General features: G+C 63.8%; 16 protein-coding genes. 14 read left to right on the forward strand and 2 right to left on the reverse strand.

Going from position 1 to position 13865, the window contains the following annotated elements; all coding sequences use genetic code 11:
* Positions 1-41: 41 nt before the first annotated feature.
* The 4 genes from AC1L34_RS16825 (at position 42) to AC1L34_RS16840 (ending at position 3196) form a co-directional block, all read left to right on the forward strand.
* Positions 42-785, forward strand: a complete 744-nt coding sequence (locus AC1L34_RS16825) for a phosphoglyceromutase (protein WP_424293896.1) — start codon at positions 42-44, stop codon at positions 783-785.
* A gap of 48 nt (positions 786-833) precedes the next feature.
* Positions 834-1136 (forward strand): GNAT family N-acetyltransferase, encoded by a 303-nt coding sequence (locus AC1L34_RS16830; RefSeq protein WP_424293897.1) that lies wholly within the window; start codon positions 834-836, stop codon positions 1134-1136.
* Positions 1137-1355: 219 nt separating this feature from the next.
* Entirely contained in the window at positions 1356-2510 is a 1155-nt protein-coding gene (locus AC1L34_RS16835) for a sensor histidine kinase (RefSeq protein WP_424293898.1), read from the forward strand.
* Positions 2507-3196 (forward strand): winged helix-turn-helix domain-containing protein, encoded by a 690-nt coding sequence (locus AC1L34_RS16840; RefSeq protein ID WP_424293899.1) that lies wholly within the window; start codon positions 2507-2509, stop codon positions 3194-3196. The genes AC1L34_RS16835 and AC1L34_RS16840 overlap by 4 nt, the downstream gene beginning before the upstream one ends.
* Positions 3197-3310: 114 nt before the next feature.
* Here AC1L34_RS16840 and AC1L34_RS16845 read toward each other — a convergent pair whose 3' ends face one another.
* Entirely contained in the window at positions 3311-4177 is an 867-nt protein-coding gene (locus tag AC1L34_RS16845; RefSeq protein WP_424294308.1) for a DUF3109 family protein, read from the reverse strand.
* Between the two features lie 95 nt (positions 4178-4272).
* Between AC1L34_RS16845 and AC1L34_RS16850 the strand changes: the two genes are divergently transcribed.
* The 9 genes from AC1L34_RS16850 (at position 4273) to AC1L34_RS16890 (ending at position 12091) form a co-directional block, all read left to right on the forward strand.
* Positions 4273-5223, forward strand: a complete 951-nt coding sequence (locus AC1L34_RS16850) for a Ppx/GppA phosphatase family protein (protein WP_424294307.1) — start codon at positions 4273-4275, stop codon at positions 5221-5223.
* 84 nt (positions 5224-5307) lie between these two features.
* Positions 5308-6333 carry a GtrA domain-containing protein gene (locus AC1L34_RS16855; protein WP_480034957.1) on the forward strand — a complete coding sequence of 342 codons (1026 nt, stop codon included), beginning with the start codon at positions 5308-5310 and terminating at the stop codon, positions 6331-6333.
* Positions 6334-6343: 10 nt separating this feature from the next.
* Positions 6344-7225, forward strand: coding sequence for a sugar phosphate isomerase/epimerase family protein (locus tag AC1L34_RS16860; protein ID WP_424294305.1), 882 nt, complete (start codon positions 6344-6346; stop codon positions 7223-7225).
* Positions 7215-8087 carry a thioesterase family protein gene (locus tag AC1L34_RS16865; protein WP_424323923.1) on the forward strand — a complete coding sequence of 291 codons (873 nt, stop codon included), beginning with the start codon at positions 7215-7217 and terminating at the stop codon, positions 8085-8087. The genes AC1L34_RS16860 and AC1L34_RS16865 overlap by 11 nt, the downstream gene beginning before the upstream one ends.
* A 78-nt stretch (positions 8088-8165) precedes the next feature.
* Entirely contained in the window at positions 8166-9044 is an 879-nt protein-coding gene (proC, locus tag AC1L34_RS16870) for a pyrroline-5-carboxylate reductase (RefSeq protein ID WP_424294303.1), read from the forward strand.
* Between the two features lie 183 nt (positions 9045-9227).
* Positions 9228-9470 carry a helix-turn-helix domain-containing protein gene (locus AC1L34_RS16875; protein WP_424294309.1) on the forward strand — a complete coding sequence of 81 codons (243 nt, stop codon included), beginning with the start codon at positions 9228-9230 and terminating at the stop codon, positions 9468-9470.
* Between the two features lie 252 nt (positions 9471-9722).
* Positions 9723-9824, forward strand: a complete 102-nt coding sequence (locus AC1L34_RS16880) for a 30S ribosomal protein bS22 (protein WP_003402602.1) — start codon at positions 9723-9725, stop codon at positions 9822-9824.
* An 80-nt stretch (positions 9825-9904) separates the two neighbouring features.
* Positions 9905-10963: an NAD-dependent epimerase/dehydratase family protein gene (locus AC1L34_RS16885; RefSeq protein ID WP_424294302.1), complete on the forward strand. Its 1059-nt coding sequence runs from the start codon at positions 9905-9907 to the stop codon at positions 10961-10963.
* A gap of 57 nt (positions 10964-11020) precedes the next feature.
* Positions 11021-12091, forward strand: coding sequence for a lysophospholipid acyltransferase family protein (locus AC1L34_RS16890; RefSeq protein ID WP_424322271.1), 1071 nt, complete (start codon positions 11021-11023; stop codon positions 12089-12091).
* Between the two features lie 85 nt (positions 12092-12176).
* Here the strand turns inward: AC1L34_RS16890 and AC1L34_RS16895 are convergent, their stop codons facing one another.
* Complete coding sequence (locus AC1L34_RS16895; RefSeq protein ID WP_424294027.1) at positions 12177-13364, reverse strand: HAD family hydrolase; 1188 nt, start codon at positions 13362-13364, stop codon at positions 12177-12179.
* 131 nt (positions 13365-13495) lie between these two features.
* Here AC1L34_RS16895 and AC1L34_RS16900 point away from each other — a divergent pair, with 131 nt between their 5' ends.
* Positions 13496-13738 (forward strand): glutaredoxin family protein, encoded by a 243-nt coding sequence (locus AC1L34_RS16900; protein WP_424294046.1) that lies wholly within the window; start codon positions 13496-13498, stop codon positions 13736-13738.
* Positions 13739-13865 lie beyond the last annotated feature (127 nt).

Below are 13865 nucleotides of genomic sequence, written 5' to 3' on the forward strand. Positions count from 1 at the left end.
TGGTTGCCGGAGTTGGTGAGCGATATGGGAAACTGGCCGTTATGAGCAACGGCACCCTGATTCTGATGCGTCACGGCGAGAGCGAGTGGAACGCTTCCAACCAGTTCACCGGATGGGTCGATGTGGCCCTCACCGACAAGGGCCGCGCTGAAGCGGTTCACGCTGGCGAACTCCTCGTTGAACACAACCTGCTCCCCGACGTGCTCTACACGTCGCTGCTGCGTCGCGCCATCATCACCGCGCAGATCGCGCTCGACACCGCCAACCGCCACTGGATTCCGGTAGTCCGCGACTGGCGTCTCAATGAACGTCACTACGGTGCCCTGCAGGGGCTGAACAAGGCCGAAACCAAGGCCAAGTACGGGGACGAGCAGTTCATGCTGTGGCGCCGCAGCTACGACACCCCGCCGCCGGCCATCGAAGCTGACGCCGAGTACAGCCAGGTCGGTGACCCCCGCTACACGGGCATCGAAGTTCCCCTGACCGAGTGCCTCGAAGACGTCGTCAAACGCCTCATCCCGTACTACACCGAGTCCATCGAAGCCGACCTGCGCGCCGGTAAGACCGTCCTCGTCGCAGCGCACGGCAACTCGCTGCGGGCCCTCGTCAAGCACCTCGACGGCATCTCCGATGCCGACATCTCCGAGCTCAACATTCCGACCGGCAACCCGCTGCGCTACGACCTAGACGACAACCTCCGTCCGGTCACCAAGGGCGGCGTCTACCTGGATCCGGAAGCGGCGGCCGCAGGCGCGGCAGCCGTTGCCGCACAGGGCAATAAGTAGCTCTGCCACGCGTGGCGCACCCATGTGGCCTGCGCTACATTAGAAGCTATGGCTGACGGTACTCTTCAGATAACTCACATCGCTTCCCGCGAGCGCTATCGCGCCGATGTTTTGGAAGCGGACGCGCCGCTCGAAGTCGGCTATGTGGACTACACGCAAGATGGCGATCGTCTCGCCCTGACGCACACCGTGGTCTACGACCGCTTCGGTGGCCGCGGCTACGCGGGCGAACTGGTCAAGCATGTCCTCGACGACATTCGCGCCAACGGCCAAACAGTCGTGCCGGTCTGCTCGTACGTTCAGAGTTACGTCAAGAAACATCCCGAGTACAACGACATCGTCGCGTCCTAAAGCCTCTTGAGATGAACCGAGTAAACCCCCGGCACCCCGGGGGTTTACTTGTCTGCAACCCAGGCGAACGTGCCGTGAACACGCTTCGAATACTGAGCCCACAGGCTGCGAACAACGGCCGGTTCAACGTAAGCTTCGGGGGTATCCGGGTTACCGGAACGGTCAGAAGCTGTTCATGTCAGTTGAGCGAAGCAGGGAGACGTGCGGGGCGAGGAGCCGATGGGTGCGGCCGGAGCCGGTGCTGCCGACACGCCACTTGAAGATCTGGTGATCGTCGATCATCAGCGTTTCCGCCCCGATCTACTCGGGCTGATCGTCGCGCACACCGCGACCGGGATTGTCGTCGTCGACGAATACCACCAGGTCATTCTCTACAACAAGCGCGCCGCAGAGCTTGGCATGCTGCGTGACCAACTCGCCGACGGCGTCGCAGAGGTTGTCACCGAGGTCTTCCTGACCGGCATCGACCGACACTTCGACTTTGTTCCGCCGCACTCGTCACTGGGTTTCCTGTCGACGGGCCGCACCATGCCCCGCCAGGTCGAGAATGTTCGTTGCATTGCGCAGTTGGCAACGTTCGACGGCGTTGGGTACGCCCTGGTGTTCGGAGACGACGACTCCACCAACCAGCGGGTGGAGGCCACCCGGCGCGACTTCGCCGCGAACGTCTCCCACGAGCTGAAGACCCCGCTCGGTGCCATCAGTCTGATGACCGAGGCGATGCTCGAATCGCGCGACGATCCGGAAGCTGTGGAGCACTTCGGTCGCCGCGTCTTGAAGGAAGCGACCCGGATGGGGTCACTGGTCAACGAGTTGATTGGTCTTTCGCGGCTGCAGGAAGGTCGTATCCCGGACTTCACGCAGGTCGACGTCGATGCGCTCGTCGACGACGCGGTTGCGGCGGCGGGGGTTTCGGCCGAGGTAGCGGAGATCGACCTGGTGACCGACGGCCACAGCGGCCTTTTCATCCAGGGCGACCGCACGCTGCTGTTGACGGCATTGTCGAACCTGTTGATCAACGCCATTAACCATTCGCCCGCCGGCGAGGTGGTCTCAGTTAGCCGCAAGGCAGTCACCCTCGACGACGAGGAGATGGTGATGATCGCCATCACCGACCGCGGGATCGGAATTGCCCCGGCGGACCAGCAGCGAGTGTTTGAACGGTTTTTCCGAGTCGACAAGGCGCGCTCTCGCGCGACCGGCGGTACCGGCCTCGGTCTTGCTATCGCAAAGCACGTCGCGGCCAGCCATGGCGGACACATTGGTTTGTGGTCACGGCCCGGCACCGGATCGACCTTTAGCCTGTACATCCCCATCGACCCGACGTCACCGCCCGGTGGACCGTCGACGAACACAGAGGAACTGACGAGTTGACGCACGTACTGATCGTTGAAGACGAAGAATCGCTAGCCGACCCGCTGGCTTTCTTGCTCCGCAAGGAAGGCTTCGAGGCGAGCATCGTCAACGACGGCGCGCTGGCGGTTTCGACCTTTGAGCGGGTCAACCCGGACATCGTCTTGCTGGATTTGATGCTGCCCGGCATGTCGGGTACCGAGATTTGCAAGCAGATTCGAGTGCGCTCGGCCGTCCCGGTGATTATGGTGACCGCTCGTGACAGCGAGATCGACAAGGTTGTCGGACTGGAATTGGGCGCCGACGACTACGTGACGAAGCCGTATTCGGCTCGCGAGTTGATCGCCCGTATTCGCGCCGTGCTGCGCCGCGGCGGTGTGGTGGCCGACGACGAAGATGCGGCGATCGGCGTCGTCGAGGTGGGCCCGGTCCGCATGGACGTGCAGCGCCACACCGTTGCCGTCGCCGGTAATGAGGTCACGTTGCCGCTGAAAGAGTTCGACCTTCTCGAGTACTTGCTTCGCAATTCCGGCCGCGTCTTGACGCGCAGCCAACTGATCGACCGCGTGTGGGGTGCCGACTACGTCGGCGACACTAAAACCCTCGACGTCCACGTCAAGCGACTGCGGTCGAAGGTCGAACCCGACCCCTCCCAGCCCCGCCACCTCATCACCGTCCGCGGCCTCGGCTACAAGTTCGAGGCATAGCGCTCGCTCCGCTCCCGCTGTTCTCGCATGATGCGTCGATTCCCGCACTACGTCTGACATAGTGCGGGAATCGACGCATCATGCGAGAACGCGCCGCGCGGGTGGGGTAAGCGCCTATAGCTGCTCGTACTTGAGGTCCGTCTTTCGGCGGGACGTGGCGGCGGCGGTGGCCGGATGGACGGCGACCAGGCCGAGTTCAGTTCGACGACGACAGGCGGCAGCGAGGACCTCGTAGGCGTTCTCGCCGATCAGTTCGACGAGTTCGGGGCGGTACGACTCGAAGACTTGCTTGGCACCGGTGTGCGCCTCTGGCGATCCCGAGCAATACCAATCGAGGTCATGTCCGCCCTCGCCCCAACCACGACGATCGAACTCGGTGATCGTGGTCTTCAAAACCTCGGTGTCGTCGGGCCGAGTTACCCACTCTTCTTCGCGACGCATCGGTAGCTGCCAGCAGACTTCGGGCTTCACCGTGAGCGGTTCGAGGCCCTTGCGCAAGGCCATCGAATGCAGTGAACAGCCCTGCCCCGCGGGGAACCCGGGGCGGTTCAAGAAAATGCAGGCACCGTCGTGCAGGCGAGTCTTCAGGGCGGGTTCGCCTTCGAGGTCGTCGGCTTCAACCAGGTAACCACCCTCATCGAGGGGATCGTCTGCCGAACCCAGATCGAAGAACTGCCAATCGTCCTTCGTCAACATCGCCACGCCCGCGGCCAACTTCTCACGGTCCTCCTCGTCGCTGAGGTACGCGCCGTGGGTACAGCAACCATCGGAGGGTCGGCTTGCGATGATTCCGTGACAGGCGGGCGTGCCAAAGACGCAATTCCATCGAGACAGGAGCCACGTCAGGTCGGCGGTGATCACGTGATCTGAGTCGTCCGGGTCGACGAACTCGTACCATTCGCGCGCAAAGTCCAACGGGACTTCCGGGACCGGTGCGGCAGGGCGCTTGTTGCCCTTAGATTTCTTGGAGTCAGCCACCATCGTTCTTTCTTCGGTTCAACGACCTACCGTAGTCCCATCGGGCGTTTGGGCACGTCGGGTCGCGTTGAGGCGCGCGGACCAGTAGTTTTGACCACGTGCGACTAGGAGTGCTCGACGTAGGCAGCAACACCGTTCATCTGCTCGTTGTCGACGCGCATCGAGGTGGTCACCCCAGCCCGATGAGTTCGACGAAGGCCGTGCTGCGGCTAGCAGAGGAGATCGACGAGGAGGGCCGGATTACCAAATCCGGTGCCGACGCCCTCACCTCGACGGTAGAAGACTTTTCGCGGATCGCGAAGGCATCCGGCTGCGAACAGGTGATGGCGTTTGCGACGTCGGCCGTCCGCGACGCCACCAACACCGACGAGGTACTCAAGCAGGTCAAGGACGCTTCGGGTCTTACCGTCGACGTGCTCGAAGGAGTCGACGAAGCCCGCCTGACGTCGCTCGCGGTCCGCCGCTGGTACGGCTGGAGCGCGGGCCGCATCCTCACCTTCGATATTGGCGGTGGCAGTCTCGAAATGACCAGCGGCGTCGACGAAGAACCCGACGTCGCGTTGTCGTTGCCGCTCGGTGCCGGTCGGCTGACCCGCGACTGGCTGCCCGGTGACCCACCCAGCAAGCGGCACGTGTCGGTGCTTCGCGACTGGCTCGACGCTGAACTTCGCGAACCCGCGAAGGAACTGTCCGCCGCCGGAAAAGTTGAACTGTCGGTCGGCTCCTCGAAGACCTTCCGATCCCTGGCCCGACTAACCGGCGCGGCACCGTCGGGTGCGGGACCGCGTGTGCGTCGGACTCTCACCGTGAGTGGATTACGACAACTGATTGCGTTCATTTCCCGGATGACGGCGGCCGACAGGGCTGGACTCGAGGGCGTGAGCGCCGACCGTGCGGCACAAATCGTCGGGGGCGCGCTGGTGGCAGAGGCAGCGATGCGGGCCACCGGTGTGGATACACTTGAGATCTGTCCGTGGGCTCTGCGAGAAGGTGTCATCCTTCGACGCCTCGATGCCGAGCCGGCCGGGGCCATGGTGAGTGCTGGCTAGCCGAGTGTCCTCGGTGCGGGCGTCCGGAGAACTTTCGGACACGACATGTTGACAGTTCGACGCTGAAAACGGGGTACCCCAGGTATGGCCAAGGATTCCGGTCCACGAGCAAGGCCGATCACTGTCTCGGAGCTGATTGCTCGATCCGAGACGGATGCGGCGTTCCCGAAGTCCCCTGACGACGAAGGTCGTGCCGGACGACGGACGGTCGGCGCGTCAGGCATGCCGTCGCATCCGCCGGTCAAACCGAAGGCCGAGCCAGCTCCCGATCCGGCGGCCAATGCGGTCACCGGCATTATCCCGATCGTCTACGACGACGAAGAAGACTTTGCGACCGACGGCTTTACCCGGGTTGCCGCCGACGATCTGCTCGGCGTCGACCTGCCGCCCGTCGAATACCGCACCGCACCGGCCACGCCGGGTACACCGGTGGTCGTCGGTGCGACCGGCGGAGACCCCGATGTCGCGACGACCGCTCAGCTCCAGTCCCTCGTCGACGGCCCCGAAGCTGATACCGAGATTGATGAACTCGCACTCGTCGACACCGATCTTGATGAGCGCGAGCTGGACGAGACCTTCGACGAGGATGAGACGTCGGTCGAGCCGGAACTCGATGAAGCCGATGACACCCCGGAGATCCTGGCCGCCGCCAAGCCGGACAAGCGTTCGCTGCGTAAGCGGGCACGCCGGGTGAAGGCCGCGAAGAAGTCACAGGCGACTTCGCTGGTCGACGACGCGGAGGTCGGGGACGATCTGGACGAGGCAGGCAGCCTGATCGCCGACTCCGGCGTAGACGCCGAGGCTGTCGGCACCAGTACGTCGGCAAACGTCGACAAGACCGCAGCTCTGGGGTCGTCGGCCCTCATGGGGTGGCTGACGCTGCTCGCCGAAATGGTTGGCGGACTGGTGATCGGTGCCGGCCTGTTCTGGGGCTTTACCGAACTGTGGAAGCGTTACGTGTACTTGGCGCTGATTCTGGCGGTTGTGGTGATCTTCGCGATCGTCACCTTTGCGCACATCCTCCGTAAGCGCGACCTGGCGACCACGCTCCTGGCGCTCGGTGTCGGCATGCTGGTGACCATCGGGCCGCTCGTCTTGCTGGCGGCCTGAGCCGGTACACGTGTCTGAACTCCAATTCCCGATCCCCATTGGGCTCTCCACGGCGTCGGTGTATCCGCAGAACACGGAGGCCGCGTTCCGGTACGCCGCCGACCTCGGCTACGACGGCATCGAACTCATGGTGTGGGGCGACCCCGTCAGCCAAGACGTCGCCCATGTGACGCACCTGTCGCAGAAATACCAGGTGCCGGTGCTTTCCGTGCATGCCCCCTGCCTGCTGATTTCGCAGCGAGTTTGGGGCCGCGATCCGCGGCTCAAACTGCGCCGTTCCGTGCAAGCCGCCGAAGACCTCGGTGCCGGCACCGTGGTGGTTCATCCGCCCTTCCGCTGGCAGCGCGAGTACGTCGCCGCCTTCGACGACCTCGTGGCCGAACTGGAAGCGTCGTCGGATGTGGCTGTCGCGGTAGAAAACATGTTCCCGATGCGTGCCGACCGAATCTTTGGCGCGGGGGAGCGGTCAGCGCGCCGCATGGCCGCACGGGGTGGTGACCCGGGCCGCAGCGCATCGGCGTTCGGTAAGTCGATCGATCCGACGGCCGACGGCTACGAGCACTACACGCTCGACCTGTCGCACGCGGCGACCGCTGGTGCCGACGCGCTCGGCCTGCAGGAACGCATGGGTGCCGGCTTGGAACACTTGCACCTGACCGACGGAACCGGTGCCGCGCACGATGAACATCTGATTCCCGGGGACGGGTCGCAGCCGTGTATCGAAGTGTGCCGCAACCTCGCCGCCAGCAACTTCGCCGGCGCGGTGGTCCTGGAGGTGCAAACGGGATCGGCCCGGACCAAGAATGAGCGCGCCGCGATGCTGGCACGCTCCCTGGATTTCGCGCGGACCCACCTGCGCCGGGAACCGAAAGATGCCAGCCATGTCGACTGACCTCTCATCCCTAACATCCGTGACCCAATTGGGCTCGCCGTCGGACGGGGGCGCGACCTACCGCGCCACGATCGACCCGGTGTTCACAATCGGGCCCAAAGTGCACGGCGGCAGCTTGCAAATGGTGGTCGCGGCGGCAGCTAGGCAGGCCTACCGTGACCTCGGTGGTCCGGATCCCGAAGCCGGGGTGTTGGCCATCGCGTCGGACTATCTGCTGGCACCCGACCCTGCCGAGGTCGACGTTCAGGTGTCGCTGATCAAGACTGGGCGCACGGTGTCGCTGGCGCGCGTGGATGTCCGCCAGCACGACCGCACCATGGTTACTTCCACCGTCACGCTGGGTCGTCCCGATCATGGCGACGCTCACTACCGAGCCGAAACGCCGGTCAGCGACCTGCCGGTCGAACCGCCACCCGGTTCGGTCGACCTGTACTCCACCCCGATGGGCAACGTCGTCCACCTTGGGGCCGCGCTCGACGTGGTTCTCGACATGGACAAGTTTCCAGCCGCCCGCGGCGAAAAGGGCGAACCGCTGGTGCGCGGATGGACTCGACCCAAGAACGCCGATCGGCAGGCGCCCGGCGTGCGGGCCGACTTCCCGATCCTGGTGGCCGATCTGTCGCCGCCCGTCGTGATGAACCTCGGGATGTTCGGCTGGGCTCCGACGGTCCAGCTGACGACCTATTTGCGACGTATCCCCGACATTGCTCAAGATCGGCCCGACGGCTGGCTGCGGTTCGCGGCGACCACCTCCGAAGTCGGTCACGGCATGTTCGCTGAAGATCACGTTGTCCTTGATGCGACCGGCGCGACGGTCGCTCAATCGCGCCAGTTAGCGTTGATCCCCGCAGCGTCCCAATAGCGAAGCTGCTCTAATCGTTTCCTGACTCATCGCGAAAAATCGCGGTGAAAACTTCTTTGTGAAAGGTAGTGGTCGACCATGGCCGAACGCGTCGTAATCATCGGAGGCGGCAAGATCGGTGAGGCACTGCTGGCCGGTTTGATTGGCGCGGGCAAGTCGGCCCGCGACCTCGCCGTCGTGGAACTGTCGCCGGAACGGTCGGCCGAGCTCGTCGAGGATTACGGGATTCGGGTGACCGACGACATCAGCGACGCTGTCGAAGGCGCACGCGTGGTGTTCATCGCGGTCAAGCCCGATGCCGTCGACGGTGTCCTTAGCAAGCTGTCGGTGACCGACGACAACAGCGAACTCGAACGCATCACCGTTACTTTGGTCGCCGGTATCCCTACCTCGCGCTACGAGAATGCGCTGCAGGCCGGTTCGCCGGTCATTCGCGTCATGCCGAACACCCCGATGCTGGTCGGGGAAGCGATGTCGGCCGTCAGCCCCGGACGCTATGCCGAAGAAGAGCAAGTGGCGCTGACGGTGCGACTGCTCGAGTCGGTCGGCAAGGTGACCGTGGTGCCGGAGAAGCTGATGGATGCGGTCACCGCGATTTCCGGCTCCGGGCCCGCGTACTTTTTCCTGATGGTTGAGGCGCTGATCGACGCGGGCGTGGCGCTGGGTCTGACGCGTCCGCAGGCCAGCGAACTGGCCGTGCAGACCATCAAGGGTGCGGGCATGTTGTTGAGCGAATCGGGGCTGTCGCCGCTGGAACTGCGTGCGGCGGTCACCTCGCCTGCCGGTACCACCGCGGCCGCCCTGCGAGAGTTTGAGCGGTATGGCTTGCGGCATGCCGTCAACGAGGCAACGGCTGCCTGTGCTGAAGTCAGCGCGAAAACTGGACGTCGAGTGGAAGTTGAGGGTTCTGGAATGGGCGTTCAACTTGGTGCCGAATCTGCAGGCGAGGCACAATAGCGGCCCAGCCTGCGGGAATGCGGGATTTACGAGCCGTAGCGCGCGGCGAGTCGCCAGCATTTCGCCACTCACGTCGCACTTTTCACATTAGTCACGCTAAGCTGCTGCTAGCACGTACGTGTCTGATGTCCGCCGGAGGGGAAGCCGGTGGCCGCGATGCGTGCACCGAAGGTTGGTATTTTCATGGCTGCAGCAGAAAAGCCTGGTGAACGTAACGATTTCGCAGACCGCGGAGTCAACGGAGCGTCTGCCACTCAGTTCCTCACCGTCGCCGAGGTCGCATCACTGATGCGTGTCTCGAAGATGACCGTCTACCGTCTCGTGCACAACGGCGAACTGCCTGCCGTGCGCGTTGGCCGCTCGTTCCGCGTGCACGCCAAGGCCGTGCACGAGTACCTGGAAACCTCGTACTTCGACGCAGGCTAGGTCGAGCCAATAACCGCCGAGACCCCCGCCCGCCCACGCGGTTGGGGGGCTTCGGCGTTAGGTCGACGGTTCAGTGGGATTAACCAGCACGGCGACAAGTGTGAGGGCCTGATTAGCCTCAGGTTCATCCGGTCGGTAACATAATCGGTCAGGTCGCTGTCGCCTGGTTGTACCCCTGTCGGCGACGGCCCGGCATGAGTCTTTCGGCCAGGCCACTTGAGTCCAATCAGTACCAATCGCGAGGGAGACCCCATGGGTTCCGTAATCAAGAAGCGTCGCAAGCGCATGTCGAAGAAGAAGCATCGTAAGCTTCTCCGCCGCACACGAGTGCAGCGTCGTAAACTCGGCAAATGATCAACCCAGAACCCGCCCTCGTGGCGGGTTCTGTGCTTTCCGGGGTCGGGATAAGCTGACCGCATGACCGAGGATGCAACATGAACGATCAGGCAAACAGTGCACCGCTGCCGCGCTCAGTTCTGGTAACCGGCGCGTCGACCTTCCTCGGTGGCTACCTGGTGGCCAGGCTGGCCGCAAACCCCGACATTGACCGCGTCATAGCCGTCGACTCGCGGGTACCCAGCAAAGCACTGCTGCGCCGCATGGGCCGCGCCGACTTTGTCCGCCTCGACATTCGTCGCCCCGCCATCGCCAAGGTGATCGCCAACTACAACGTCGACACGGTCGTGCATGCGGCCCCGTCGATCATGGACAGCGTCGAACATTCGGCGGCGATCAAAGAACTCAACGTTGTCGGCACCATGCAGGTTGCCGCGGCCTGTCAGCGCAGTCCGTCCGTGAAGCGACTCATCCTGCGGTCGAGCGCCATGGTTTACGGCGCCGGACCGGCAGATCCCGTCGTCTTCCTCGAAGGCACACCCGCGCGGAAAGAACCGCGCCGCGGCTACGGACGCGACTTGATCGACATGGAGGGCTACGTGCGCGGGGTGTCGCGCCGTCGTCGGGACGTCGACGTCACGATCCTGCGATTCCAGTCGCTCCTCGGGCCACGCATCCGGACTCGAATGAGCGCCTACTTGGCGCTGCCCGTCGTACCGAAAGCATTCGGCCACCAACCTCGGCTGCAGTTTCTCCACGAGGAAGATGCGCTTGCGGCACTTGAGCACACAACCCTGCACGCCCGGCCGGGCACGTTCAACATCGCGGGCGAAGGGATCGTCAGCCTCTCGCAATGCGTGCAGCGGGCCGGCCACATCCAACTCCCGGTGCCCGGTGCGCTGATCTCGCCCATCGTCGGAGTAATGCAAGACGGACGGCTGCCAATCATCCGGTCGGAAAATACGCCGTACCTGTCGTACGGGCGGGTTGTCGACACCACCCGGATGCGCGAGGAGTTGGGCTTCCAACCGAGGTACTCAACACTCGAAACACTCGACGATTTCATCGCGGGCGGCCATACCGCGCCGGTTATCTCAGCGGGCACCTGGCGAGACCTGGAACACAAAGCGGTGGCGGTTGCCACACGACTTCAGTAGTGGTCCGATTGGGACGTACGATAAGCCAAAGGCGCTTTGAGATCGGGGGTGTAGAAGATGGCGACAGCTGGTAAACCGGGTGATCCACGTACTGCGAAGGTCATTTCGCTCTACACCGATCCCCATGTCCATCGGCAAGCTACGAAATACTCGGGCACCGACCTCAACAATTGGCAGGGCGCCGACGTGACCCCCATTCACGAGGGCATCGATCTCAGCGATGAGCCGACAGCTCCGGTCGCGGAGGTCCGCAATTCGCCGTTGTTCAGTCTCGGTGGACTGCGCAGTGCGGTGGCGGACACGCTGATCTCGACGAGCGGCTTCATCCGCGAACGCATGACCGGTGACTACTCGGTCGACGAGTTTGGCTTCGACCCGCACTTCGCCGAATCGGTGTGGTTCCCGGCGATTCGGCAACTCTACGAGAAGTGGTTCCGCGTCGAAGTGACCGGAATTGAGAACCTGCCGACCTCCGGCGGCGCGCTGCTTGTCGCCAACCACGCCGGATCAATTCCGATCGACGCGATGATCACCTCCCTTGCCGTCCGCGACAATCACCCAAACCAGCGCTACTTGCGGTTGTTGGCTGCCGACATGGCGTTCGACGCACCGGTGGTCGGAGATGTGGCACGACGCATTGGGGCAACCCTGGCCTGCAACGACGACGCCGACGCCCTGCTGCGGCGCGGGGAACTCACGGCGGTGTGGCCCGAGGGGTACAAGGGCATTGGCAAGCTGTACAAAGACCGCTACAAGCTGCAGCGCTTTGGGCGCGGAGGCTTCGTGACGACCGCCCTCCGGACGAAGGCCCCGATCGTCCCGGTGTCGATCGTCGGATCGGAAGAGATCTATCCGATGCTGGCCGACCTCAAGCCGGTCGCGCGGGCACTCGGGCTGCCCTATTTCCCGATCACCCCGCTATTTCCGCTCCTCGGCCCCCTCGGGGCGGTTCCGCTTCCGTCGAAGTGGCACATCCACTTTGGCAAGCCGATCGCGACCGATAGCTACGACGAGTCGGCCGCCGACGACCCGATGGTTGTTTTCGATCTCACCGACCACGTCCGCGAAGAGATCCAACAGACCCTCTTCCGGATGCTCAGCCGCCGCGGCAGCGTCTACCTCGGCTAGGGGCTCCCGCCCGTTCTCGCATGATGCGTCGATTCCCGCACTATGTCGGACATAGTGCGGGAATCGACGCATCATGCGAGAAGGGTCAGGAGCGGTGCCGCAGGACCTTCGTTGCGACGGCGGCGGCACCGCCAGCTGCGCCTACGACCGCCGCGGTTTGCGCGCCGTACTTGGCGGCCTTGCGGGCGGTGCGGAAGTCGTACTGTTCCCAGCCGCGGACGCGGGCGATCTCGCGTAGGTCGGCATCGGGGTTAATTGCGACGGCCGTTCCGACCAGCGACAGCATGGGGACGTCGTTGTGGGAGTCGGAGTAGGCGGTACAGCGCTTGAGGTTCAGGCCCTCGCGCACCGCGATACTGCGGACGGCGTGCGCCTTACCCGGGCCGTGCAAGATGTCTCCGACGAGACGGCCGGTGAAGACTCCATCGACACTCTCGGCGACGGTCCCCAGCGCACCCGTCAGGCCAAGACGTTTGGCGATGGTCTGAGCTAGTTCGACCGGCGTTGCGGTCACCAGCCAAACCTGTTGACCGGCGTCAAGGTGACGCTGAGCCAAGGCGGCGGTGCCGGGCCAAATCTTGTCGGCGATGTACTCGTCGTAGATTTCCTCGCCCAATCGGACCAGTTCGGAGGTCTCACGGCCCGCGATGAACGACAGTGCCTTGTCGCGGCCCTCGGCGACATCGTCGGCGTTCTCCCTGCCGGTGATCCGGAACTTGGCCTGCTGCCAGGCGAAATTCATGATGTCGCTGTACGAGAAGTAGTTTCGCGACGCTAACCCGCGCGCAAACAAGACGATGGACGCCCCGTGAACGAGCGTGTTGTCCACGTCGAAAAATGCGGCCGCCGTGAGGTCGGTGTGTTGGCCGCCATCAGTATCTGGGGTGCGGGCGCGCAGTGATTCGATGGCGGCTTTCGCGGCTGCCTCACCGGCGAGAGTCTGACGGAGTTCGCCAGCGGTCTGACGGAAACGCCCTGCCCGCTCGCTGAGCCATTCGGCAACCCGGCGGGCCTCGGCGTCCCGGTCCGCCGCAGCGGCTTCTTCCGGATTGAGTTCGACGCCGACCTCGATGAGACCGCCATCGCGATCCTCGAGAACGTCCTCGTGCTCTTCGATGTCGAACTGCTCAGCTTCAAGCTCGGCTGCTTCGTGAGCATCGGCATCGAGTTCGTCGGCTTCGTCGGACGACAGGTCGCTGTCGAGGTCGGGAAATTCGGGATCAGCGAAGAGTCCATCGTCGGAATCGGAATGGTCCATCGAATTGCGGCTCACAAGCCACCTCCTTCGCCATGGAAACGATTGGCACTCAGCCTATCGCGGGACCGACGGCCTCGCCCCGAGCCTACGTCGACCGCAGAGTGATCTTCTCTACACTTGCAAGTGTGGAAGCCGTTGTTGAAGTGATGTCCCGCGCCGGATGCACGGCTTGTGCCCGGGCACACCAAGAATTGACTGTCATCCTGGCCGACTACGATCTGACCCCCGTTGTCGTCGACGTCGACCAGCGTGCTGCGGAAGGCGACAAGTTTCCGCGTGCGGAGTACGGCGATCGCGTCCCCGTGGTCGTCCTGAACGGGCGGGAACACAGCTACTGGGAGGTCGACGAACGACGTCTTCGTGCCGACCTTGATGCCCTGCGCCAGTAGTTCGGTACGTGGGCGGCACGATCTTCGCGATTCCGGCGGCGAGGAGGGCGCGTGCGCGCCGACATTACGTTGACCTACTCTGGAGGCTGTGTCCATCCGGTCGACCGACGGGAATTGGAAAGCAAAA

This window comes from Gordonia sp. 34D, from assembly GCF_056682775.1.